Consider the following 23,047-nt stretch of genomic DNA (forward strand, 5'->3'; position numbering starts at 1 on the left):
GTTTCTTTCGTGAGCGTGAATTACAGGCTAAAACCATCATCGACGATGATGTTCTGGCCATTAACGTAACGAGCGTGGTCGGAAAGCAAAAATTTTATCGAACCGAGCACATCACTGATATCGAGCATTCCCTTACCCAGCGTTTGCTTCTTGTATTGCTCCAGAAACTGCTCAGGCTGGTGATCGAAAATGCCACCAGGACTCACGCTGTTCGACCTGAATCCGCTGTCCGCGACATAACTGGCGAGATACTTGCTCAGATGAAGGAGCGCCGACTTGATAGCCGCGTACTCTACGGGCATGGTCATAGGCGTGTTGGCGTAGACTTCAAACTTCGGCGCCACAACCCCATAGATCGAAGATATGTTCACCAGGGAAAACGGTGCCTGTTCACGTTTGAAGTAGGCGGCGCACTGCTGCATAAAGAGAAAAGACGAACCCAAGTGCAAAGAAACGTTCTCATTGAAATCTGCGAGCGTGACATCAAAAAACTTCGCACCATAGCGCTTATTTCGCGGATATGAGCAGTTGACAGCCCCATCAACACCATTGATCGTAGAGAATAGTGCATTAACCGTTGACACATCGTTCAGGTCAAGCTCTACACAGGTCAACGAAGCGCTTTCCACATCAACACCCTGCTGCGCAAGACGCTCTGTCATCAAGTTCGGCTTGATGTCTGCGGCAATGACATGGGCCCCGTCAGCGATCAATGCAGCGGTCAATTTGCTTCCAAGCAACCCACCCGCCCCCGCCACCAGAAACTTCTTATTCTTCAACATGGGTTTTCTCTTTGTCAGCCAGAAGTATTTCGGCCATTTTGAAATCGTAGATATCATCAATATCGACGGCCCGCTCACGGGGCACCACAACAGACCTTACGCGCCCTGAAAAGATGCGCTCATTGTTCAAAATGAATTCGGGGAGAGCAACGTAAGCCACCGTCGTCATGTCATAGACTGCCGGCGCGTCTTGCCGTCGATGCACGTTATCGCCTGTACACACCAGTTGGCTACCGCCCTGAGCATCGCGAACGACCATATTGAAGTAGGGACTGCGCGACGCAGGGGTTACGGTGACCACAACATCAGTGCTGTGATCCAGGGAAGCCAAGCACTGCTCGACGTCCCCGACACTGCGCAGCGGACTGGTCGCCGGCAGGCTGACAAACACGTCAAACACATGCCCTTCCGCCTGAAGGTAGTTGATGGCGTGCCGCCACGCCAGCCACTCAGGCGCCGTATCAGTCGCCAGTTCGTCAGGTCTTTTGATAACCGTAGCGCCATATGCTTCGGCCACCGCCGCAATTTCGTCGGAATCGGTAGATACGAAGATATTATCGATACCAGACACCTGCTGCGCCACCCTGATGGAGTGTGCAATCAACGGGTGATCACCTAACGATTTAATGTTCTTTCCTGGCAACCCTTTGGAGTTACCTCGTGCAAAAATGAAGGCGTACACAGTCACGCTTGAATATCTCCGATTTTGACAACCTGACCTATAGCAACAGATCTTTTCATTGCCTCGATCAGGCACAGTGTCTGAAGCCCATCTTCGAGCCCGATTACAGGCGAAGCCGAACCTTCTGCCACTTGGGCAAAGTGCCGCAACTGATCAAGGTACATGCTGTTGCGGTCGTAACAAGTATCGTCGAACAGCACACGCTGCTGGTCCCGGCCCGTGTGCAGGACAATGCCATTGTTGAGAATGTCCCAGATCAAGGTGCCTTGCTGCCCGATCACCTTGCAGGTACGTACCGGTGCTCGCTGGAGAAAATCCATGTGCACATTGATGACCAATCGGTCTGAACGAACCAGGAGCGCATCGACGGTATCCTCAACGTCAATTTCTAGAGCGCCGGTATTCCGTGCGACGCAATACGCCGTTTCAAATTTACCAAACAGCCAACCGAGGTAATCGAGTTCATGACTGAGCTCCAGTAATACGCCTCCACCCAACTCGCGCCGGGCAGACACATTCTTTCGGTAATCACTGGCGGGTCGCCAGTCTGGCAGATACTGCCCAACGTCAACGCTGACGCTTCGGACCTCACCCACAATACCCTCGTCCAAGAACGCCTTGAACTTTAGCGCCGAAGACATGAACCGTAGATTGTAAGCGATCTCAATCCGGTCTTTGTGCGCAACCAATACATCACGGTGGGCTGCGAATCGTTCCAGCGAATCGGACACGGGCTTTTCAATCAAAACCGGCACCTGTCGATTGAGCAACTGCGCAGCATATTCCGCGTGCAAAGGCGCAGGCGAAGCGACAATAGCGAACAGCGGGTTGTCTTCGAGCGCCTCCTCCAGGGAGCCGTAGATGAGCGTATCGTCGCCAACATCATCCGCGGACAACGTTCTGCCCGACGCAGAAACACAGCCGATACGCGCTGAAGCAAAAAGCTTCCTGATGTTTCCAATATGCCGCTTTGCAATACTGCCGCTTCCAATGACTAAGTAGATGGACTGTCCGCTCATAGCCCGCCGAACTCTTGCTGAGCACGCTGAAAGTCTTCCATCCGACCGATATCAAGCCAATACTCATGGACAGGGAACATATTGACGTCGCGACCGACAGCAATTTCGCGCTCCAGCAGTGTCGGCATATCCACTCGCGTCCCCGCGGCAACGCTCTTCACTAGTTCAGGAGAAAGCAGGTATATCCCGGCATTGATAAAAAAGCGCTGGATCGGCTTTTCCACCATCGATTGAATGCGATGACCATCATTCTGAATAACGCCGTAGGGCACGCAATACTCATATTCGCGCACGCACATGGTCGCCGCGCCAGGATGCCCCTGATGGAATTCCAGAAGATTCTCGAAGTTAAGCGTGGTCAGCAAGTCACCATTCATCATAAACAGCGGAAGATCGATCTCATCATGAGGCAGCAACCCCAGAGCACCGCCAGTACCCAGAGGTGCCTCTTCATGAATGTAACGAATCGAGACACCCCATTGACTACCGTCACCAAAATGTTCGCGAATCATTTCCGGCATGTAGTGGGTGGAGATAAAGAAGCGGTGGAAACCGGAATTAATAAACCGTTCGAGAATCAGCTCCAGGATCGGCTTGTCTCCGACCTTGAGCAGGGGTTTTGGGCAATTATGCGTCAAGGGACGCAAGCGGGTACCAAAGCCCCCCGCCATCAAAAATACCGGATTATCCCTGCGGCGCTTGTGCAAAAGATCGTGCAATGTTTCCAAGCCAATGACTTGCCCATGGGGATCCACCACCGGCAGTTGCAACAACTGATAGGTTTCCATGACGGCTAGGATTCTTTCCCTACTCCAGCCAAGACCAGCGGTACGCGGTGTCGTGCACATGATTTCCTGAATAGGGGTCGTCAATGGTCGCTGCTTCAATAAGGCCCGGCGGACATCGCCATCGGTCAGGGTGCCCAACAGGCGACGCTCCTGATCGACAACCATGACAATACGCACCGCAACACGATCAAGCGTTGCGATGGCCTCTTCCATTGAGCACTCTGGACCGACGAGTGTTAACTCCCATTGTTTCATTGAATACCTTCTCTATGTTTACTCGCCCGACACAGGTCTGGAACGCGCCGTTTGTCCTAATAAAATGCTCCGGGCTGGTAAGTCACGAACCATCACCGCCCCGGCACCGACAACTGCATACTCTCCAATCACCAGCCCTTGAATCACCGTCGCACCTGCACCGACGAACGCACAGGTTGCCACCTGAACGTTTCCACAAAGTGTCGCACCGGGGGCAATGTGCACATGGGCAGCCACACGGCAATCATGGTCCACACTCGCCCTAGTATTGACTATGGTGTTGCATCCCAGGCTCGCATCCGGCTGAATGACAACTCCCGCCATCACCTGCACCCCCTCTGCCAAAACCGCAGACCCATCGACGAAAGCTGTCGGATGCACCAGAGTGGGAAATCGAAAACCCTTGTCCACCGCTCGCTCATAGATTGTTTGCCGAAGGCTACTCCCGACTACCTGCCCAATGCCGTTTATCAGACCAACGCGCGCACAATCGAGTTGCTCCAGCACCTCGTCGCCGCCCAATACTCTGATTCCACGCCATTCTACAACTCCCAACCGATGGAGTTCCGGATCACAGACACCCTGCACTTCCAAGCCTCTGGCGATAGCCAGTGAAAGCAAGACCTTCGCGTGACCACCCGCCCCCAGCATGACCAACTTCAGCGACCCACTCGGCGGAGTGGTCATTGCTCAATAATCTCACCAGCTTGAACAGCCCGCTGACTGCGGCTGCCAACCAGTTCCCACAAAGCCGTGGGCGGCAAACCGGAGCCACTGCGAGCGGTTGTCAGGTCATCCCTGGTAATGATCGAGTCTGATTTGATATCTCTTGCCGCCACCACCTGCTGTCGAGCAGCTTTACGAGTATCCCATTCACTCGGCTGAGGCGCCTTGCACCCATCTCCCAACGCCAACTCCAGAGCGCGAATCTGACTGACCATGGACTTCAACTCATCAGGCTCCAGCGATGCCTTATGATCCGGCCCCGGCATCGAGCGGTCCAACGTGAAATGTTTCTCGATGACCTTGGCTCCACGGGCTACGGCAGCGATGGAAATCAAACTACCTTCCGTATGATCCGAATAACCCACCGTCAAACCGAAAGCCTTCAACGTGTCCATCGCCCGCAGATTGACCTCTGCCCAAGGCGTCGGATATTGAGATGTGCAATGAAGTAGCGTGACGTGGCCATGAAGACGCTGACGAACCTCTGGGCGGCTCCAATTCTTCCAGACTTCGTCCATATTGGCAGGCTCACGGTCAGAGACCACTGCATGCGCTACGATCGCTAACCCCTGCTCAACTTCGCTAATGGTCGCCATGCCGGTAGAAAGCACAAGGGGCTTGCCAGTATGTGCGAATTGCCATAACAGCGGGCCATTTGTAAGCTCTCCAGAGGGCACCTTGAAAAATGGCAACCCCATTTCACACAAAAAATTCAGGCTGTCGGTATCAAACGCGGTAGACAAAAATTCGATACCACTACGCCGTGCATGGGCCTGCAAATCAACATGCCACGCTCTTGGCAACTCAAGCTTTTTGAGCATGGCAAGCTGGCTTTCTGCCACGTCAGTACTCTGCTTTTGATATGAGGCCTTGGGAGCAGCCTTTGATGCTAGACGTACTGCGTCAAACGTCTGAAACTTCACTGCATTAGCACCCGCTGCCGCTGCCGCGTCAACGAGGGCGAACGCCAGATCACGCTCACCATTATGGTTAACGCCCGCTTCAGCGATGATGTAAACCGAATCTTCGTTGGATGCTTTCATGGTTTAACTCAAATCGTGAAATGACTTGTGATAGGCCCCATCGAAACGCTCGAGAACATCAACAATGCGATGGGCCGCATTGCCAGCGCCGTAGGGGTTGACCGCCTCTTTGCAAACACTGGCGAACGCTGTAGAGAGCGCGCGGCGAATCGCGTCTTCAATTGATCGTATGTCAGGTGTGCAATTGATCACAGAAGCAGAGGCGAGGCGACCGGCTTGCCGGGCACCAATGTTTACAGTAGGGACACCGAAAGCCGGCACTTCAATAATGCCGCTGGAAGAGTTACCCACCACCACATCGGCCAACGCAACCGCGCTCAGGTAGCGCCTGAATCCGAGTGAGGGAATTGCCTTGACTCGCTCAGGGGCACACTGCGCATATTCTTCCAGCAACGGAATAATTGCCCGCCCACCGTTATCGGCGTTGGGATACGTGAGAATAATCTTGTGCTCAGGAAACTGATCAAGAGCGGACAACAGCGCATTGAAGCTTTGCCTTGGATCCTCTTCAAGCATCGTTACGGGGTGGTAAGTCACCAACAGAAAAGGCGAGTTCAGATCAAACTCCAGACTCTCCGACAACTCATCTCGCGTCATTCTTGGACTGCGCAGCAGATGGTCCAAACCTACCGCTCCCACGTTGAACACTCGCTCAGGTGACTCACCCATCTGGATGACACGCTGGCGATACGGCTGCGTAGCCACAAAGTGGAAATAGGCCATTTTGGTGATGGCGTGGCGAATAGCATCGTCGTAAGCGCCCTCGGTAATTTCGCCACCATGCAAATGCGCCACCGGAATCTTCATGATCAGGGCGGCCTGCACGATTGCCAGCGCTTCGAAACGATCCCCGAGCACAATCAAAATATCAGGACGCAAACGATCCAGGGTATCGGCGAAGCCCAGGGTGCCGAGCCCCATGGACTTCACTACTCCCACGTCGCTATCCGAAGACAGGAGCATTTCGACTTTGGCATCAATGGCAAAACCGTCAGCCTCAATGCCTTTCCAGGTTTCTCCAAACTCAGGTGAAAGGTGCATACCACTCACAATCACCTGCAACGCCAAGCGCTCACTCGCCTGAATATCTTTCATCAGCCAATAAAGCAAACCGTACTCGGCGCGAGTTCCAGTAAACACTGCAATGTTGCGCTTCAAACCTGCAACTCCGGCACAACGCTGCTCGGTATATTAACAACCCGCTCTTCCAGCCACAGGGCGTTGCTCAAGTCACCCTGCAGACTCTTCGAATAAGCAGGCAAATGACTCATCAACTTCCAGATTGGCCGCGTCATTACGCCTGCCTGGTTGCTGAACGCCAGTAACTCATCGCGCTGCATGAGGTTTTCACAAATCACGGCGTTGAGCCAGTAATTGGAACGACACCCCTGGGGCTCAACGACAAACTGGAACTGGCTGCCCTCGAAGAATGCCTGGTAACGGCCTGCCAGAATGCGCTTGGCCGCAATAAAGGAGTCCAACTGTTCAAGCTGAGCACACCCAAGGGCCGCATTCAGATTCGGTAACCTATAGTTATAGCCCACCTCGTCATGAACGTACTCGTACGCATGGGCCTTTTTCGCAGTGGTAGTGAGATGTTTTGCGCGGCCCCCCAGAGCTTCATTGGCCAGGATCATACCGCCGCCGCCAGTGGTGATAGTTTTATTGCCGTTAAAACTCAACGTCCCCACACAACCGAACGTACCGGTATGACGCCCCTTGTAAAGACTGCCCAGAGACTCCGCGGCATCTTCAACCAACGCCAGCCCCCAGCACCCACACACCTCAATCAGAGAATCCAGTTCTACAGGGTGACCAAATGTATGCATGGGCAAACAGGCGCGGAGCACCCTGTCACTACTTTTTACTCTGCAGACACCGTCGACATCCAAATAGGCATGCTCCTGCAGCCAGCGCTCAAGCGCTACCGGTGAAAGCCCCAGGGTGTGTTTGTCCACATCGATAAATACAGGCTCGGCACCGCAGTAAGCAATAGCATTACAGGTCGCTACAAAGGTGAGCGGTTGCGTCAGGACCAAATCACCGGACTTGACACCAGCCAGCATCAAGGCGACATGCAAGGCGGCGGTACCATTGACAGTTGCGACCGCTCGCGGACTGCCGGTATATGCTTCCATCTCGCGTTCGAAACGATCAACGAAAGCACCGACGCTGGAAACAAACGTCGAGTCTACAGTTTCCAGCACATAGCGCTTTTCGTTCCCGCCAAAGACAGGAGCATGCAAAGGAATGAATTCATTAGTGCGATATTGTTCCCGCACAAACTTCACAAGTGAGTCGAGCATGGCAGCGCCTCAGACGTTGTAGAGATCGGCTTTATATTTAGCCAGGTTCTCTGGGCGAGTAAACCAGTCAATGGTTTCCTGCAGACCTTGGCGGATCGAATACTGCGGTTCAAAACCTGTAAGGCCGTGAATTTTTCTGTTGTCGCACCACAGCCGGAACACTTCCGACTTCTCTGGGCGCAAACGCTGGTCATCTGTCAGAAACTCCACATCGCTACCCATCAACTCGCGAATGAGGTTAAGGGTATCACCCACAGTGATCTCGTAGTTGGAGCCAATATTGACGACTTCACCGACAGCCTTTTCGCAACGTAACAGGTCCAGAAAACCACGGCAGGTATCAGCCACATAATTGAAGTCACGAGTTGGCGAGACATCACCCAGCTTGATCTGCTTCTTACCACTGGCAATTTGCGTGATGATCGTCGGAATAACCGCACGCGCTGATTGACGGGGTCCGTAAGTGTTAAACGGACGAGCAATAGTCAGTGGAAGATCAAAGGCGTTGAAAAAGCTCATGGCCATGGCATCAGCACCCATCTTCGACGCACTGTAAGGTGACTGCGGCTGGAGCGGGTGATTCTCATCTATTGGTACATATTGGGCAGTACCATAGACCTCGCTGGTGGAGGTATGGATAACCCTCTGCACGCCGTTATCGATAGCAGCCTGACAAATATTCAAGGTGCCTTTGACGTTAGTGTCCACATAACTATCAGGCGCAACGTACGAGTATGGAATAGCGATCAACGCCGCTAGATGAAACACCGCATCAACACCCTTAGTAATATGTTTGCAATAGTGCGGATCACGGACGTCGCCATTCAACACTTCAATATCTTTCAGGCAACTTACATCTTCCAGCCAGCCCCAATAATTGAAAGAATTATACTGAGATAACGCCTTGACTTCGTACCCTTCCCGAACCAAGAGCTCGGTCAGATGCGACCCAATAAATCCATCTGCGCCGGTCACCAAAATTTTCTTCATCACGTCACCTTAACTGTAAATCCAACTACGATACGATTCGCCAGTGCAGGTAGAGCGAAAAAACCGCCCAACACCTACATCGGACTACGCATCGCGCGCTTCATCTCAGACCACATCAAATTTTTCTTCCAGCAATTTACAGTCTTTAGTCCGACAACACTAGCTTTCAAGCCTCACAACCCACCAGTGTCGGCGTACCGCGATCAATCCAAATACCACACGCCCATCCCCTCCAAACGACCTGCACTCAACCCCACAGAAGATGAGGTCGCGGCCAGTCAGGACGGCAGAGACGCGGCGGGAGTGCGATGTGGCGAAGCTGTTCGTAGGAGTATTTATTGACCAGTCGGGATGAAGCGAAGACCCACAGCTTATCAGGAACAACGCGGAGCCAATAAATGTGATGACCCATAGAAAATTATGACCTGTTCCCGCGCCCGTACAGCGAAACCTTGGGGCCAGCCATTTTCAGCAAGGTGCGTACGGACAGCTTGCGGCAGTGGCATTTTGCCGTATTTTTGATTGCAATACAGTGGCATTTAGACATAAAATAATTAGACACATAACAAAATGGACTTTTCCGTGATTTTGATTCCTGCCTACGAACCGGACGGCACTCTAGTCAAGCTAGTGGATGAACTTTTGGCACTAATGAACACAAATGAGCAGACAATACCGCTGCTCATTGTGAATGACGGTTCGCGCACTGCGACGGCGCTTAAGGTGTTCGCCATCTTGGTAGAACGTGGCATTGAAGTATTGACACATACCGTGAACATGGGGAAAGGGGCGGCGCTAAAGACGGGCGTCGCCGTCGCCCGCGATCGGGGACTTTCCTTTGTAGTCACAGCAGACGCCGATGGACAGCATCTGCCGGTAGACATCATGCGTGTATTGGCGGCAGGCGTGGAAACGGAGGATTCAGTCATTCTTGGCCGTCGCGTATTTGACGCTTCGACGCCCTTGCGCTCGAAGTTTGGCAACGAACTGACGACACGTGTATTCCATCTTGTTCATGGTAAACGTGTAAATGACACGCAAACTGGACTTCGATTTATTCCTGCTTGCTTTTATGAAGACCTGCTGGCCATACCCAAAAATCAATATGACTTCGAGCTGGCGGCACTTATTTTGTTTGCCCGCAAGAACAAACTGCAGGAAGTGGTGATTAAAACCATTTACGAGCCGGGCAACCCGTCGTCGCACTTTCGTAAACTTCAGGATTCAGCAAAAATCTACGCCGTGCTATTACGCGGCGGATTAGCTTCATTGTTCCTAGCACTCATGGATTTCCTGACGTTCCACCTGGTCGACTTGTTCAGCGGCTCGACAACCTTGTCCGTGATTGGAGCCCGCACCGTCGGAACACTTGGTTATTTCTACCTCGCTCGCAATTTTGTGTACAAAGTCGATGGCGATGTAGTCAGCACATTCATCCGGTACTTGCTGCTAGTACTGCTCAATATCTCAATACTGGTGCCGATGATCGATATTGCAAAGGAGCAGTTTGCGATACCCAAGATAGCCACTTACATCTTCGGGACTCTGGTACTGTTCTTCTTCAATTTCTTCGTTCAGAAAGCCTTCATTTTCAAGTCACCTGCCACCGAGCAATAGCGAATAGGGCCTTTCTCTAGGCCTCCTCGATACATACACGTGAAATAAACAGTAATCGGAGTGCCAATTGGTACTGCGTCTTGGCGAGCTAGAATGCCCTATACAACCCAATCGTTTTCTCCTGCCCCCCCTTCATCCGCCGAGGCGCTATTACCGCAGCGTGCATTCCGCTGGATCGCCGCGCTACTCGGGTTATGGCTCGCCGTTGGCGCGTGCTATCTGTACCGGCAGGAACTCGCGATGAAACTCGGGTTATGGGATGCCTTCGCGATCAACGCAGTGAACTACTCAAGATTCAGTGACGCTCGCGATTCCGAACCAGTCTTCCAGGACCAACTACTGCTAGTCCGGCAAGGGTATCGCTCCGGTGCGCTGTTCGTCGGCCCTATCACCATTTATAGCCGTCAACTGCTGCCGATTGACAGCCAGATGAGCTACCAGATGAGTTTCGACCTGATGACCGTCACCGACGGCACAAATGATCAGGGCTCAGAAACCTACGCTGGCGTAGTGTTCTACGACGAGGGTCAGAACATCATCGTTCAACCGGAGTCGCACATGTATGGCGTTGCCTGGAAGGACCGTGTTCTTCGTGCCACGGGCAGGCTTACCTTACGCGGAGTCTTCTCGCCGACGGGGCTGGCCCTCAACCGGATCCCGGCGAATGCCCGCTACATTAAGATCGCCATCGATCTTAATTATGCTGATCCTCGCGCGGCGGCCATCCTTTCAAATATCACTTTTGTGCCGCTTCCATCTGTTGCGCCAGGAGAGAACAAATGACGCTGTTTCATGGTTTTCTGGCGGTTGCCGTATTTCTGTTGTTGATTGGCTTCACATGGCCGATCAAAGGCAGAATTGACGTGCTGTCTCTGACCACACTGACCGTCGCTAAATCGATGTGGCTGAGCTGGATGGTAGTTTTTTCTTCATACTGGCTGAATCTGGGTGATGTGTCGGCGATGGTCCTGCTAGCAGTCACTTTGCTCACGCTCTGGCGTTTGCGCCAAGGGGGCGTTGCAGACGTCTGGTTCAGCGGCTATGGGCTATTACTTGCGATTGCACTAATGGTAATTGGCTATGCGCTAAGCCCATTGGACGCGATCAAGCCGATTTTGGATGGACAGATCGTGCTATCGGGCTGGGATGTGAATGCATCCTGGAACAATTGGGCGATGCAGCTCTTCGAGAATACCTATTCGCCTTATATAGCAGCGTATCCGCTTTTCCTCCCGGGCTTGTGGTCCCTAATCTACAAGGCGCAGGCCAACCCAATGGTATGGGTAATGACACGCCTTATGCTGTGTGCATTTCCACTGATCCTGATGATACAGATTGGCTCGCTCGCGATTGCACGACGTCCACTGGCAGCGCTGTTGGTGTTCCTGTCGCTATGGGAGATTTTCCTCGCTAACCCGTTGCTTTTGATCGGTCTCACCGACCCGATTGTAATGATGCTGACCTTGATTGCAGGTGTGGCACTGTACCTAGCGATCTGCAGCGATGAGCAGGAAGGCCCGGTCGACCATTACACCTTATGTGCCGCCCTGTTCGCCGGGGTCGGGGCAATAACCAAGCAACCTGGCACACTGAGCGCTGTGATCATCGGCCTGGGGGTGCTGCTGGTCGGCATTCATCACTCAAAACAACTAACGTGGTACTTGGTACGGCTGCTGGTGCTCGTACTGCCGGTTGCGACCTTCATGCTTATCTTCTTCACGAGACCGTCGCTGCCCACTGCACTGGGCAACCTGAGCTTCCTTATGAGCCTGACCTCCAAGGCGTCCGCCGGTGGTGGTATCTACGAGCACGGCTGGAGTTACGTCGTTTCCATGTTTGGCAGGTTTCCATTACTGCTGATGCTTACGCTGGCAGCATTAAATCTGGCGACACCCAAGCGCAAGCTCAGTCAGATCGGTCTTTTGTACCTCGCAGGCTTTGGCATCGCGTTCACGACCTATTCGAACTGCTGTGCCTACGATGAGCGTAATGGCTGGTTCCTGATCGCATTGCTGAGTATGTCGGCGATCTGTGGCGTTTCGATTCTTGAAGGCGCGATGATGCGTGAACTCGCTCCGTGGCGTCGCTTTTTTGGCCGTCTGTTGCGTCATGATGATCCATTGGCGCGCCCGCGCACAATACGCAGCGCAAAGTTGCAGTTGCTGGCCATTGTGCTTGCAGTGGCCGTAGCGGGCCTGCTGCAGATGGTGGTGGGGGAGTCGCGCTATCTCGAGGCTGAAAAGAATGCCCGTCGCAATATTGTTTGGCCAACGGTCAACAACCTTGCCTATTTGAACATCGACTCGCTAGGGAAAGGTCTGATCATCACCAATTACCAGTTCGTATCCTTGTTGCCCGACCTGGAGAAACGCTATCGTATCTGTCCGGACATTGCATGCGTCGCTGCGGCCATCAAGCAGTTCCCGGGGAGCCGGGTGTTAATAGGCCCAGAGTCCTTCGACTATCCCCCCTTGAGGGCGGCGCTGGGGCCGGGCGATTATCTTGCAACCGAAGCTAAGTATGGGTTCAGCCTCACTCGAGGGCTGACCATCAACGACCTGCCGCTGAATCTAGTGACGCCCCTCCATCCGTGACCGGGAGCGCTTTGCAGGCCTGCTCCAGGCATGCAAGGTTATTTGGACGGATACTGATAAACTGCGAGTCTTTACTTAAATTCGAATAAGGGGGTGGTAGTGAGTCCGTTAAGTCCTAGGTGTATTACTTATTTCGACTGCCTGAGATTTTTACTTGCTCAAACAGTGGTTGTGGGCCATGGTTTCGGTTTCTTCTTCGGTTATTGGGGTGGTTTTTTTCCATCAAAGGCACCTTATATCCAGTCGATTGCGGTTGTTGGGTTCTTTTTTGTCTCTGGATTTCTAATATGTCGGAGTGCAGTTGCAAACATAAAGTACAAAGGCGGCGACTATGTGCGCTACTATGTGGATAGATTATCTAGAGTATACACCACTCTTGCTCCATGTTTGATTTTTGTTTTTTTGGTTGATCTTTTCTTCTCTTATCAGGTTTCTGATTTTGAGTTGGGGAATAATTTAACAATAAGTACGTTCTTCAAAAATCTTCTTCTTCTTCCGTCGATGCCGTTCGGAACGATGAGGCCGATATGGAGTTTGATGTTTGAGTGGTGGATATACATCCTATTTGGAGGAGTTGTATTTTTTCGAAAAAATTGGATTTTTTCGGCTATATGTATTGGGGTGGGCGGGTATTATACCTTTAAGGTAAATGCGAAAGGAGAGGCTGGTCATTTAGAGGTTATTTGGATGGCTGGAGCTATCGCGTCAGTTATATTTGAGAGCATTGGAAGATATGCTTACTCTCGATATGCAGCCTGGGTATCTTTATCGTTTGCGACTGTTATTTATCTGCTGACACGCGATGCTTATAATATTTTTGCTGGCTTGCTTTTTTCGTGCGGCTTATTGTTTATAGCTATAAGCTTTAATTGTAATAATGCGATTATTAGTTCAAAAGTTTCGTGGTGCTTTAATAGATTGGCAGGTTACAGCTTTACGTTATTTTTAACGCATTATACAGTTCTGTACTGGCTGCAGAAGATGGGTTTCTCAGGATTGGGCGGTCTTTTTCTGGCGCTCATTCTAGCGAATATAACTGCCTTTTTTATCGCATCGTTTACTGAAGATCATCACAAAAGTGTATCGAGCAAAATCCTAAACGTCATTACGAACTTAAGAGCAATAGTAATTGTACGATAGAGGTTTCTGTAAGCGGTGCGACTTTGTTTTATATATGCCTGGCTATAATTATTTTTTATTCGCGCAGTGAAACTTCTGACCAGGCACGCAGTGTTTTTTTTCACTACACCGCACGCATGGAGACACTTATATTGGCCCGAGCATTAAGTTCAATGATAGTTAATGCTCCATCATCAAAGGAACGGCCCATATCGATGTATACTACACCCCCCAAGCATGTAACCGAGGTCACTGTTGAGTGACCGACATAAACGTGGTTTATGCCTTTAATTAAAACCTCATCATGATTTTCGATTTTGTTTCTGGCATACAGTGCTTTTTCCAAAGCTAAACGCTCATAAGTTTCGCCAAGTCGACCAGTAATAGCGTCTTTTGCATTCTGCCAGTAAGCGTCTGGCCAAGTCACCTTCCGAACTCCAGCATTAAGGACGATGGTGTCCGCGTATTTTTAAGCGGACGCGATCACCCTTATCGCCAGGATTTCCATGCACCAATGAAGCTCTTACCCCAAACTGTTCAAAGCTCAGGTCATCAAGGAATGCCTTCAAAACGTGTCTACCGGGCGGTTACACACTACCGTCACGGCGCAGGGGGGGCGGTGTTTCATGACGGGCAGTATCGAGTGGCTGCGCAACATCCCGGGGCGAGTCGATAAGTAAGGGCTTGAACCTCGCCGCTCTTTTCGAGCGGCGAAGTACGCCTTTTGTTACGACACGTATCTAGCCGTTGGAATGATGGATCCGAAACATTGCAGAGTAACTACGATTCCCGCCGGAGCCAGATCTTTGGATGCGGCCTGAGTCAGCACCCGTACCGCCATTTTTGAGGCGGTGAGGATATCTATCAGCGTCGGGTTTTTATGCCCAGCACTGGACGATACGTTGATGATCGTGCCTTTTTGGCAACGCTGGCGAAATTTATCCGCGGCAGCCTGAATCCCCCAATGTGTGCTTTGAACACTGTGATTGATCAACCGTGCAACTTCATCATAGCTAATATCAGCGTTTAGGCACTCTCTCTCAAAGCCAGGGTTATTCACCATGATGTCTAAGCTGCCGAATGTTTTTTCCGCATGATCGACTGCCTCACGAAACTGCTCCTGTCGGGTCAGGTCGCTCAGGAAAACTGACACGCGACGTCCCACTGTCGTGATCTCCTCGGCCGTATGCCGCAGCAGCGTTGCGTCATTATCGACCAGTACGATATCAGCCCCCTCCTTGGCCAGGCGAATGGCGATTCCCCTCCCGATACTCTGTCCCGCCCCCGTTACAAGCGCAATTTTTCTAAGGCTATTCATATGAAGTAACTAATGCTCTTTGATAATTAACTGATAAGGTCGTGGTGCTGGTACCTGCCGCGCCTGTGATCAAGATGTAACGTGCCGTCTCTTTTGTCATTTCGCTTTCAGTCACTCTAAAACGAGTTTGCCATCTCCGATAAATTAACAGTGCCCCACTGATGCGGCAGCAGTCGAGCGATCTCACTCGCCCGCTGCGTTGGCAGGCGAGTAAGAACGTCCTTCAGGTACGCATACGGATCATGCCCATTCATGCGCGCAGATTGGATCAAGCTCCTGATTGCTGCCGCCCGTTTGCCACTGCGAAGCGACCCGGCAAACAACCAGTTTGAGCGCCCAAGTGCCCATGGCCGGATCTTATTCTCCACTTGGTTGTTGTCGATGGGCACGGCCCCGTCTTCCAGGTAGCGCGTCAGCGCTACCCAGCGTTTAAGGCTGTAATCCAGGGCTTTGGCCGTTGCTGATCCATTGGGCACCAGATCGCGCTGGGCCAGCATCCAGTTATGCAGCGTTTTGATGATCGGGGCTGCCTTTTCCTGGCGTATTCGCCAACGATCCTCATCGCTCATATCCCGAGCTTGGCGTTCGACTTCGTACAAGCCGCCAATCGAGTACAGCGCTTGTTCAGCCAGCTGGCTTTTGTTCGCCACGTGCAGATCGAAAAACTTGCGGCGGGCGTGGGCCATGCAGCCAATTTCGGTTATGCCTTTCTCGAAACCGGCTTTGTAGCCAGCGAAATCGTCGCATACCAGCTTGCCGTTCCACTGCCCAAGGAAGTTGCGCGCATGCTCGCCTGCACGACTGGGACTGAAGTCATAAACCACAGCTTTGAGTGCCGAAAACGGCGTGGTGCTGTAGGCCCAGACGTAAGCGCGGTGAGTTTTCTTCTCGCCTGGCGCGAGCATCTGAACCGGAGTCTCATCGGCGTGGATTACGCCTTGAGCCAACACTTGTTCACGCAGCGCGTCGACCAGAGGCTGGAGTTGCACACCGGTCTGTCCGACCCATTGCGCCAGTGTCGAGCGAGCAATCGACAGCCCGGCCCGACCAAAAATTTTCTCCTGCCGGTACAGCGGTAAATGGTCGGAGAACTTCGCAACCATCATATGGGCCAACAGGCCTGCGGTCGGGATGCCCTTGTCGATCACCTGGGCCGGTACAGGCGCCTGGATCAGTGTTTCGCACTGGCGGCACGTCCATTTTCCACGCACATGCTGCTCTATGGTGAACACGCCTGGGGTGTAATCGAGCTTCTCGCTGACGTCCTCACCGATGCGCTGAAGTTGACAGCCGCACGCGCAGTGGGTGTCTTGCGGTTCGTGATGGATCACTGTGCGAGGAAACTGCGGCGGCAGTGGTGCACGCTTGGGCTTCTGACGTGGCTCGGCCGGTGCGGCCGGCGGATTGGCTGCCTTCAGCTCGGCTTCGATAGCTGCGATATCGGTATCGAGCAGATCGTCGAGCAGACTGCCTTGGTCGAGGCTCAGTTGCTCACTGCGCTTGGCGAACTTATGTCGCTTGAGGATGGCGATCTCGTGAGCAAGTTGCTCGTTGACCGTTTCAAGGCGTTGGATCTTCTGGCCCATTGCGTTGACCTGGGACAGCAACTGCATAGCTTGTTCGGCTAAGGCGCGAAGCTGTTCCGATGTCATTTGATCGAGGTTGGGCGAGGAGTTCATGCCCCTGATTGTGCCAGAACAGGCGATCAGCGGCGATAAACCGATGGGCTAATGGCAGGTGCTAAAGCACTGTGATCGCGCCGCCCGCGCCAACTCGTTGCCAAGGCAACCCCAACACCAAGGCCTGAAGTTGCTCGCTGTCGAGTTCGACTTCCGAGCCGTGCCGAATACCTGGCCAGTGAAACTTGCCCTGGTTCAGCCTTCGCGCCGCAAGCCAGATACCCACGCTGTCATGCACCAGAACTTTCATCCGATTGGCGCGGCGATTGGCGAAGAGATAAGCGCAGTGCGGCTTCGCCGCACCGAATACAGCAATGACCCGGGCTAACGCGGTCTCGGTACCGGCACGCATGTCCATCGGTTCAGTGGCGAGCCAGATGGCGTCGATGCGAATCATCGCAACAGGTCTCGCAGAAAGGTGGCACAGGCGGCAGCGCTTTCGGTCGGCCAGTTCACTTTGACGGTGCCACGCGGGTGCTGGATTTCAATGCAGATGCTCGATGAAGGAGCCTGGGAGTGCCCTCCGGCTAGCTGCAAAGGCAGCGGAATGAAAGCAGGTTGCAGCGCCATGGCTTTGTTCGTTTGTACCCGAATCCATTTATGGACGAGGTTCGCGTTAAGGCTGTGATGCTGCGCGACGCTAGCAATCGAAGCACCGGGCTGGGCGCACTCTTGGACAACCTGGGCCTTGAAGGATTTGGAATAGGAACGGCGTTGTGGCTGCATGGAAAGACCCGCTTAAAAGGCTAGAAATGGTGTCCACTAAAATTAGGTGGACACCATCGCCTCTGGCGTCGGGGTCTGGAAGGTGAGTTGGCCGGACGGTTACTTCTGCCATTTGTCATTATTATGTATAAGCGGCGCTTCAGCATGCACAATACCAATTGTTCTTCCATTCGTTAACTCAACCTCAATTATTAGAGGGAGATTTTGCAATGTATCAGACAGTTTTTGTTGAAATATAGACGGTAGTTCATAGAGCCATGCCCCACCATTGCGAGAATGCCTGGCAACGTCCCCCTTGCCAGAAACACAGTCGATGAGCATCTGTTCGTGGTTACCTCTCACGGCATGAAACCATGGCTCCTGCAGCCAATCCATGACGTCGATGGAGTCGGGTCCTCTGTCAAGGAGGTCGCCCACGGAGAAGATCCGTAAGCGCTCCATAAACCCCACCTACCGTATGGCCGGGGTATGAAGTCAGGTATCCGATTCGGATGCATGCTCTGCTTGAGTTCTTACCCCAAACAACCGGTCGGCTATCTGCCGACCTCGCTCCAGCCCTTCAGCCGTCAACCAAATCTATTTGTTCTTGTTCACCGGATTACTGATTAAACCCTGTTCATGCAATCGATTCATGGTCTCGAAGTCGAACCCTTTCCAAGCATTGCCGTCATCAAAACTGAAGGTTGCCAACAGGGCAAGCATGGCTTCTTCAATCAATTTATCGTCGTATTCCATGATCGTTGCTCCGCTCGTATCTTTAAGCTCACCATAAACCCCACCAGCCATGGTGGATAGCGCGTTTAGCTATGCGATACCGGCGAGCAGTTCCAGGGTAGTAAAGCTTCGTAATCCTCAATCGAGGATGCCAGTGGCAGCCGCTCAAGTGCGTGGCGCAGCCACGCATAGGGCTCTTGGCCGTTGGCTTTGGCGGTCTCAACCAAGCTGTAAAGTTGAGCGCTGGCCGTCGCGCCTTTGGGCGTGTCGCTGAACAACCAGTTCTTCCTTCCGATCACGAAGGGCCTGATGGCTCGTTCGGCTGAGTTGTTGTCGATCGGCAAGTAGCCTTCCTCGACATACCGCTCAAGTTTGCTCCAGTTATTGGCCAGGCAGGTGATGGCTTTTCCCAGCGCGTTCTGAGCGGTGACCTGGGGCTGCGTCTTTTCGATCCAGCTTTTCAACTGAGCCAGCACCGGCAGGCTGTGTTCGTGCCGGCCAACTTTGCGTTCCGCATCGCCGCTGGTCTTGAAGTCGCGTTCGATACCGTAAAGCTTGTTGATCAGGGTCAGCGCGATATCAGCGCGCCCCGTCTTGCCTTTGGGCTGTACTTTTTGAGCATCGATGAATTTGCGCCGCGCATGTGCCCAGCAGCCTAAACGCTCCACTTCGACCTGAGCGCCCAGCGCGTTGTAACCGGCGTAATCATCGGTCATCACGTAGCCGCGATAGCCATCAAGCAGGCGCGTCGGCACCTCCTGAGCCCGGCTGGTGGAGTAGTCGAAAAGGATCACTGGTTTGTCGGGTGGGCCGCCGGTTTGCACCCACATCCAGAACTGGCTGCTGGGCTCCAGATCCTGCTCTTTCAACACCTGCACGCGGGTTTCATCGCAGTGGATGACGCGGCTTTCCAATAACTGATCGCGCATTAAATTCAGCAGTGGTTGCAAGTGTTCACCGCACTGGATAACCCAGCGGGCCAAGGTCTGACGCGGGATATCGATGCCATGGCGGCCCAGCACTTTTTCAAAACGGTGAAGCGGTAAACCGTCCACGTATTTGGTGGTCAGCAGCATCGCCAGCACGCTTGGGCTGGCCATACTTTTTTCAATCAACTGAGCGGGCTTGTCCGCAGTGGCCGGAGCCGTTTCACAGGCACGGCAACCGTAGACCTTACGGACGTGTTTGATCACGCGGATTTGCATCGGCACGATTTCAAGCTGCTCGCTGAGCTCCTCGCCGATGGCGTGTTTGCGGCAGCCGCAGACACAGGTCAGTTCATGTTCGGGCAGTTCGTGGATGATTTCAATGCGGGGGAGATCGGCCGGCAACGGTTTGCGTTTGCCACGCCGCTGGGTTGGTGCAACAGCCTCTTCTTCTGCGGCTTCATCAATGGGCTCGATGACGCTTTCCGCTTCATTGAACAGGGCCAACTGCGGCGTTGCCGGATCAGCCGTTTGCTCGGACTTGCGTCCGAACAGGCGCTGACGCAGCAGTGCGTTTTCTTCTTCGAGGAAACCGACTCTGGACTGCATCTTCGCAAGCATCTGCTTGAGCAATTCAGGATCATCGGGGAGGATTTCGGGCATGGAAATCATGCCCTGGATTATACCGAATCAGGCCACGTATCGAGGCGTCAAAACCTGATGAGGACGGTTGCGCCACAGATCAAAACCATCAAGTAGCCAGTTCAGTTCCTGGACGGTCAGGATGATCGCTTCATCGTTGGCATCGGGCGATGTTTTAAATCGTTCGGATTCGAGGCGCTTGAGCCAGAGGCAGAAGCCGTTGCGTTCCCAATACAAAATCTTCACGCGGTTGCGTGGCTTGTTGAGGAAGACGAAAAGCACAGGATCGAATACCGCGACTTTGATATCCAGTTCGACCAGCGCCGCTAGGCCATCAATGGATTTTCGAAAGTCGACAGGCTTGGGGTAGAGATAGACTTTTTCGACTTTAGCATCGGGTCGCATCATGGCGGGCTGGCTCCTGAGGGAATCGGGAGCACAGCATCCGGGATCAGCTAAGCGCTTTGAATGTGGGGTTCATGGAGCGCTTACGAAGATCCGATCTGCGCTTTTATTAAAACCGATTTTTTTAAAAGATATGTTAAGAGTTTTAAGCATCCGTGGATGTCATGCCCTTATGCAAGCTGATCAGGGTGAGCGTTACAGCCCCTCCCCGGTGCCCCATATGCGCTAACCTAACCTCTCGCCCCACAACTCGTCTGCTGATAACCCCGCTTTCGTGGGGATTAACGCAGCGCTTTGCTAGTCTCTTGACCACTACACATCACCGCAAGCCATTCGCCCGCTTGCCCTGCTTGCAAGGGGTGTAGTGACCGAATAAAACAGTGAGGCACAGGCCTCACGGCAGTAACATTAGTTCTTGGAGAGCCCACCGGAACGCTCGCGCGGAAGGCTAGCGCACTCAGCAAAGGGGCTTGGCAGCAACCTGCTGTTAACGCTGACCACTTGGAAGGCATGTCGAGCAAGCGCTATGCATACTGCAATAATGGCTCCCAGTAGTAGACCAAGCGTCACCACCAGCAGCCGATTTGGCTTGACGGCAGACAAAGGCTCCAACGCTTGCTGGTCAATAGTCACCAGCTTAAGCCGGCTCATATCAATATTCAGATTATTAAGACGAGTTATTTCTGCACGCAGAGGTTGCACGCCGGCAAGAAAAATATCTTCATTCTCTCGGCGGTTGAGCACCTCGATTTCGCGATTGGTCGCCAACATTTGAAGCTCCTTGGCGATCTGCGCTATTCGAACCTCAGTGAAGTCGTCCGACTTTCTCTGCTGCAAAGCTGTCAGTTCGGCTTTTAGGGCCTCCACACCCATAAAGTAAAGCGGGATCTGTTGGTTGTTGATTTCAGTGCGCATTACGCTGGAAGCACCAGAACGTACCGACTCACCCAACGAAGATGGCGTCGTCGGTTTTTGGATATCCAGTGACCGGGCGATACCAATAGCTTCATTGAGCTGGGCCATTCGATCGCTACGCTGGGTTTTAAGTTGTGTGCGGAGCGCCTTCAACTCATCCTGTAACTGAGCCCGCCGGGTAGAGTCGGCTTCCTGCAAAGACGCGATCTTGGCTTCCTTTTCAATATCGTAGCTTGACCGAGCGGAATCGAGTTTTCCTTTAAGCTCATTGAGCCGATTCTTAACAATTGCCTGCAAATCAGCAGCAATCTGCTCACGCTCGTTAGCGATGGCGTAATCAACAAATCCATTGAGAATAGCGACGCCATCAATTCCCTTCGGATAGTTCATTTCGAGCTTGATATATGCGCTGAGGGAATTTTTCTTGCTGGCGTCCGGCAAAACCAGATTGATTGAGTTGCGATTGAACGCTTCAAAACTCTGCTCCAAGGTTCGACCTGGCCGCTCAAACGCCTTGAACAATTTCTGGTTTGCTCTGAAAAAAGCCAGACGAGTATCATATGACTCCAATGAAGCGCCTACTTTAATAAGCGCCTCGGATGGAGGAAGCTGATAAACCTCAGATCGGTTCAACGCATCGAGCTCATTCAGTGCGGCTGGCCGCAATACAGCGCTGACGCTATATACAGGAGTAGCCAGAAACGCATATGCCGCCGCGATCAAACCGACCCCGGCAGTCACAAGCAAAAGAAGTCTTTTCTGCTCCCAAACGACTTTAAACAACGCGACGAGATCAATCTCGCCTGAGGAGGGAACCGGGGGGGCGCGGAAGCTACTACTCACAACAAAAACCTGCCTTCAAAGAGAAACTGCGGGCTCGTTATGCAGACGATTTTGTGGTTTTTTTGTATTTATAAGGGTCGGCCAAAAAGCCCAGCGTCGCTGCCAGGCCCTGGACACACAAAATGACTGGAATCGAGAACAGGTTGCATTTTGCCATCTCGCCATAACATTACAAGACTTGACATGCCCGTAGGGCAATTCCTACTCAATTGAGGAAGCTGCAGGGAAAATGATTCAGCGGAGCCCCAATATCACTATTTCCAGCCGACAGAGAAGCGTTAACGCATCCTAGCGGGTAGAGCCAACGCCCAACGGAGGGCCTTACACCTGCAATCGAAGCGACAAACGGTATGCACCTTCCGACCAACCCTACAGCGCGGGCTTTAGGCGTTTCTTACGGCGAACCAGCAAACTCAGAAACGGCCCCACCAACATCCCCACAATCAACGCCAACGTCACAAACACCGAAACTGGCAGCTTTGGCGTAGACCACCCCAAGAACGCCAGGGCGACGTCTTGCTGGTTTTCCAGTACGAATGCCAGGATCGCCAAGGCGGCGATCAGCACAATCAGTACCAGGGCAACGCGCTTTACACCGCGCATAAACTTCTCCTATCCCCAAAAAAACTCAGACGCTTTCTTCTTCGTCTTCGTTCACTCGATCCCGCAATTCCTTGCCCGGCTTGAAATGAGGCACGAATTTGCCGTCGAGGCTGACGGACTGGCCGGTTTTCGGGTTACGCCCCACGCGCGGAGCGCGGTAATGCAGCGAGAAGCTGCCAAAGCCGCGGATCTCGATCCGATCACCAGTGGCCAGGCACTGGGACATTTGCTCAAGCATGGTCTTGATGGCCAACTCCACATCCTTGGATGAGAGCAGCCCTTGATGGGTGACAATTCGTTCGATCAACTCCGACTTCGTCATATTTTTCCCTTCTTTTTCAAGCAGCTAGGAAAA

25 protein-coding genes are annotated in these 23,047 nt (G+C 52.8%); 4 read left to right on the top strand and 21 right to left on the bottom strand.

Annotated features, from left to right (window positions below; genetic code table 11):
* Positions 1-20: 20 nt before the first annotated feature.
* From HBO09_RS05320 to HBO09_RS05360, 9 genes are read right to left on the bottom strand one after another with little or no spacing between them, the layout of a single operon-like run.
* The gene (locus HBO09_RS05320) at positions 21-782 is read right to left on the bottom strand and encodes an oxidoreductase (protein WP_169996664.1); all 762 of its coding nucleotides are present in this window, start codon (positions 780-782) and stop codon (positions 21-23) included.
* Complete coding sequence (locus tag HBO09_RS05325; RefSeq protein ID WP_169996662.1) at positions 769-1,470, bottom strand: acylneuraminate cytidylyltransferase family protein; 702 nt, start codon at positions 1,468-1,470, stop codon at positions 769-771. Before HBO09_RS05325 ends, HBO09_RS05320 begins: the two co-directional genes overlap by 14 nt.
* Positions 1,467-2,483, bottom strand: a complete 1,017-nt coding sequence (locus tag HBO09_RS05330; RefSeq protein ID WP_169996659.1) for a Gfo/Idh/MocA family oxidoreductase — start codon at positions 2,481-2,483, stop codon at positions 1,467-1,469. Before HBO09_RS05330 ends, HBO09_RS05325 begins: the two co-directional genes overlap by 4 nt.
* Positions 2,480-3,526, bottom strand: a complete 1,047-nt coding sequence (locus tag HBO09_RS05335; protein ID WP_169996657.1) for a nucleotidyltransferase family protein — start codon at positions 3,524-3,526, stop codon at positions 2,480-2,482. Before HBO09_RS05335 ends, HBO09_RS05330 begins: the two co-directional genes overlap by 4 nt.
* Before the next feature lie 18 nt (positions 3,527-3,544).
* Entirely contained in the window at positions 3,545-4,213 is a 669-nt protein-coding gene (locus tag HBO09_RS05340) for an acetyltransferase (RefSeq protein WP_169996655.1), read from the bottom strand.
* Positions 4,210-5,295 (bottom strand): N-acetylneuraminate synthase, encoded by a 1,086-nt coding sequence (neuB, locus tag HBO09_RS05345; protein ID WP_169961283.1) that lies wholly within the window; start codon positions 5,293-5,295, stop codon positions 4,210-4,212. The genes HBO09_RS05340 and neuB overlap by 4 nt, the downstream gene beginning before the upstream one ends.
* A gap of 3 nt (positions 5,296-5,298) precedes the next feature.
* On the bottom strand, positions 5,299-6,453 hold the full coding sequence (gene neuC, locus HBO09_RS05350; protein ID WP_169996653.1) for a UDP-N-acetylglucosamine 2-epimerase: 1,155 nt from the start codon (positions 6,451-6,453) through the stop codon (positions 5,299-5,301).
* Positions 6,450-7,601, bottom strand: a complete 1,152-nt coding sequence (locus HBO09_RS05355; RefSeq protein ID WP_169996651.1) for a LegC family aminotransferase — start codon at positions 7,599-7,601, stop codon at positions 6,450-6,452. The genes neuC and HBO09_RS05355 overlap by 4 nt, the downstream gene beginning before the upstream one ends.
* Positions 7,602-7,610: 9 nt before the next feature.
* On the bottom strand, positions 7,611-8,591 hold the full coding sequence (locus HBO09_RS05360; protein ID WP_169996649.1) for an NAD-dependent 4,6-dehydratase LegB: 981 nt from the start codon (positions 8,589-8,591) through the stop codon (positions 7,611-7,613).
* A 582-nt stretch (positions 8,592-9,173) separates the two neighbouring features.
* Between HBO09_RS05360 and HBO09_RS05365 the strand changes: the two genes are divergently transcribed.
* From HBO09_RS05365 to HBO09_RS05380, 4 genes are all read left to right on the top strand, one after another.
* Positions 9,174-10,208 (top strand): glycosyltransferase family 2 protein, encoded by a 1,035-nt coding sequence (locus HBO09_RS05365; protein ID WP_169996647.1) that lies wholly within the window; start codon positions 9,174-9,176, stop codon positions 10,206-10,208.
* A 93-nt stretch (positions 10,209-10,301) separates the two neighbouring features.
* Positions 10,302-10,991, top strand: a complete 690-nt coding sequence (locus HBO09_RS05370) for a hypothetical protein (RefSeq protein ID WP_169996645.1) — start codon at positions 10,302-10,304, stop codon at positions 10,989-10,991.
* Positions 10,988-12,802, top strand: coding sequence for a hypothetical protein (locus HBO09_RS05375; protein ID WP_169996643.1), 1,815 nt, complete (start codon positions 10,988-10,990; stop codon positions 12,800-12,802). The genes HBO09_RS05370 and HBO09_RS05375 overlap by 4 nt, the downstream gene beginning before the upstream one ends.
* 99 nt (positions 12,803-12,901) lie before the next feature.
* Entirely contained in the window at positions 12,902-13,942 is a 1,041-nt protein-coding gene (locus HBO09_RS05380; protein ID WP_169996641.1) for an acyltransferase family protein, read from the top strand.
* 103 nt (positions 13,943-14,045) lie between these two features.
* Here the strand turns inward: HBO09_RS05380 and HBO09_RS05385 are convergent, their stop codons facing one another.
* The 12 genes from HBO09_RS05385 to ihfB all read right to left on the bottom strand — a co-directional run bounded on the left by HBO09_RS05385 (position 14,046) and on the right by ihfB (position 23,014).
* A complete protein-coding gene (locus HBO09_RS05385; RefSeq protein ID WP_178120355.1) occupies positions 14,046-14,348 on the bottom strand; it encodes a hypothetical protein in 303 nt (100 codons plus the stop codon).
* Positions 14,349-14,648: 300 nt separating this feature from the next.
* Positions 14,649-15,239 carry an SDR family NAD(P)-dependent oxidoreductase gene (locus HBO09_RS05390; RefSeq protein WP_169996639.1) on the bottom strand — a complete coding sequence of 197 codons (591 nt, stop codon included), beginning with the start codon at positions 15,237-15,239 and terminating at the stop codon, positions 14,649-14,651.
* A gap of 116 nt (positions 15,240-15,355) precedes the next feature.
* Positions 15,356-16,918, bottom strand: coding sequence for an IS66 family transposase (locus tag HBO09_RS05395; protein ID WP_169996637.1), 1,563 nt, complete (start codon positions 16,916-16,918; stop codon positions 15,356-15,358).
* A 61-nt stretch (positions 16,919-16,979) separates the two neighbouring features.
* On the bottom strand, positions 16,980-17,315 hold the full coding sequence (gene tnpB, locus HBO09_RS28795) for an IS66 family insertion sequence element accessory protein TnpB (RefSeq protein ID WP_169996634.1): 336 nt from the start codon (positions 17,313-17,315) through the stop codon (positions 16,980-16,982).
* On the bottom strand, positions 17,312-17,644 hold the full coding sequence (locus HBO09_RS05405) for a transposase (RefSeq protein WP_169996632.1): 333 nt from the start codon (positions 17,642-17,644) through the stop codon (positions 17,312-17,314). Before HBO09_RS05405 ends, tnpB (HBO09_RS28795) begins: the two co-directional genes overlap by 4 nt.
* A gap of 99 nt (positions 17,645-17,743) precedes the next feature.
* On the bottom strand, positions 17,744-18,061 hold the full coding sequence (locus tag HBO09_RS05410) for a metallophosphoesterase (protein WP_346266411.1): 318 nt from the start codon (positions 18,059-18,061) through the stop codon (positions 17,744-17,746).
* A gap of 159 nt (positions 18,062-18,220) precedes the next feature.
* A complete protein-coding gene (locus HBO09_RS05415) occupies positions 18,221-18,379 on the bottom strand; it encodes a DUF6429 family protein (protein WP_169996630.1) in 159 nt (52 codons plus the stop codon).
* 65 nt (positions 18,380-18,444) lie between these two features.
* Positions 18,445-19,956: an IS66 family transposase gene (locus tag HBO09_RS05420; RefSeq protein WP_169996629.1), complete on the bottom strand. Its 1,512-nt coding sequence runs from the start codon at positions 19,954-19,956 to the stop codon at positions 18,445-18,447.
* Positions 19,957-19,974: 18 nt separating this feature from the next.
* On the bottom strand, positions 19,975-20,334 hold the full coding sequence (gene tnpB / locus HBO09_RS05425; protein ID WP_052966798.1) for an IS66 family insertion sequence element accessory protein TnpB: 360 nt from the start codon (positions 20,332-20,334) through the stop codon (positions 19,975-19,977).
* A 405-nt stretch (positions 20,335-20,739) separates the two neighbouring features.
* Positions 20,740-22,089 (bottom strand): Wzz/FepE/Etk N-terminal domain-containing protein, encoded by a 1,350-nt coding sequence (locus tag HBO09_RS05430; protein ID WP_169996627.1) that lies wholly within the window; start codon positions 22,087-22,089, stop codon positions 20,740-20,742.
* Positions 22,090-22,458: 369 nt separating this feature from the next.
* Positions 22,459-22,692 (bottom strand): lipopolysaccharide assembly protein LapA domain-containing protein, encoded by a 234-nt coding sequence (locus HBO09_RS05435; RefSeq protein ID WP_169996625.1) that lies wholly within the window; start codon positions 22,690-22,692, stop codon positions 22,459-22,461.
* Between the two features lie 25 nt (positions 22,693-22,717).
* Positions 22,718-23,014, bottom strand: a complete 297-nt coding sequence (gene ihfB, locus HBO09_RS05440; protein WP_008437689.1) for an integration host factor subunit beta — start codon at positions 23,012-23,014, stop codon at positions 22,718-22,720.
* Positions 23,015-23,047: the final 33 nt, after the last annotated feature.

This window comes from Pseudomonas sp. WS 5027, assembly GCF_012985695.1.
Taxonomy (GTDB): Bacteria; Pseudomonadota; Gammaproteobacteria; order Pseudomonadales; family Pseudomonadaceae; genus Aquipseudomonas; species Aquipseudomonas hygromyciniae.

What these genes read in the sequence shown, in the direction of transcription:
- HBO09_RS05390 (WP_169996639.1), bottom strand. Translation starts at nt 15,239, where the DNA reads ATGAATAGCCTTAGAAAAATTGCGCTTGTAACGGGGGCGGGACAGAGT.
- HBO09_RS05320 (WP_169996664.1), bottom strand. Translation starts at nt 782, where the DNA reads ATGTTGAAGAATAAGAAGTTTCTGGTGGCGGGGGCGGGTGGGTTGCTT.
- HBO09_RS05415 (WP_169996630.1), bottom strand. Translation starts at nt 18,379, where the DNA reads ATGGAATACGACGATAAATTGATTGAAGAAGCCATGCTTGCCCTGTTG.
- HBO09_RS05405 (WP_169996632.1), bottom strand. Translation starts at nt 17,644, where the DNA reads ATGCAGCCACAACGCCGTTCCTATTCCAAATCCTTCAAGGCCCAGGTT.
- HBO09_RS05375 (WP_169996643.1), top strand. Translation starts at nt 10,988, where the DNA reads ATGACGCTGTTTCATGGTTTTCTGGCGGTTGCCGTATTTCTGTTGTTG.
- ihfB (WP_008437689.1), bottom strand. Translation starts at nt 23,014, where the DNA reads ATGACGAAGTCGGAGTTGATCGAACGAATTGTCACCCATCAAGGGCTG.
- neuB (WP_169961283.1), bottom strand. Translation starts at nt 5,295, where the DNA reads ATGAAAGCATCCAACGAAGATTCGGTTTACATCATCGCTGAAGCGGGC.
- tnpB (WP_169996634.1), bottom strand. Translation starts at nt 17,315, where the DNA reads ATGATTCGCATCGACGCCATCTGGCTCGCCACTGAACCGATGGACATG.
- tnpB (WP_052966798.1), bottom strand. Translation starts at nt 20,334, where the DNA reads ATGATGCGACCCGATGCTAAAGTCGAAAAAGTCTATCTCTACCCCAAG.
- HBO09_RS05335 (WP_169996657.1), bottom strand. Translation starts at nt 3,526, where the DNA reads ATGAAACAATGGGAGTTAACACTCGTCGGTCCAGAGTGCTCAATGGAA.
- HBO09_RS05420 (WP_169996629.1), bottom strand. Translation starts at nt 19,956, where the DNA reads ATGATTTCCATGCCCGAAATCCTCCCCGATGATCCTGAATTGCTCAAG.
- HBO09_RS05330 (WP_169996659.1), bottom strand. Translation starts at nt 2,483, where the DNA reads ATGAGCGGACAGTCCATCTACTTAGTCATTGGAAGCGGCAGTATTGCA.
- HBO09_RS05395 (WP_169996637.1), bottom strand. Translation starts at nt 16,918, where the DNA reads ATGAACTCCTCGCCCAACCTCGATCAAATGACATCGGAACAGCTTCGC.
- HBO09_RS05370 (WP_169996645.1), top strand. Translation starts at nt 10,302, where the DNA reads ATGCCCTATACAACCCAATCGTTTTCTCCTGCCCCCCCTTCATCCGCC.
- HBO09_RS05355 (WP_169996651.1), bottom strand. Translation starts at nt 7,601, where the DNA reads ATGCTCGACTCACTTGTGAAGTTTGTGCGGGAACAATATCGCACTAAT.
- HBO09_RS05435 (WP_169996625.1), bottom strand. Translation starts at nt 22,692, where the DNA reads ATGCGCGGTGTAAAGCGCGTTGCCCTGGTACTGATTGTGCTGATCGCC.
- HBO09_RS05360 (WP_169996649.1), bottom strand. Translation starts at nt 8,591, where the DNA reads ATGAAGAAAATTTTGGTGACCGGCGCAGATGGATTTATTGGGTCGCAT.
- HBO09_RS05340 (WP_169996655.1), bottom strand. Translation starts at nt 4,213, where the DNA reads ATGACCACTCCGCCGAGTGGGTCGCTGAAGTTGGTCATGCTGGGGGCG.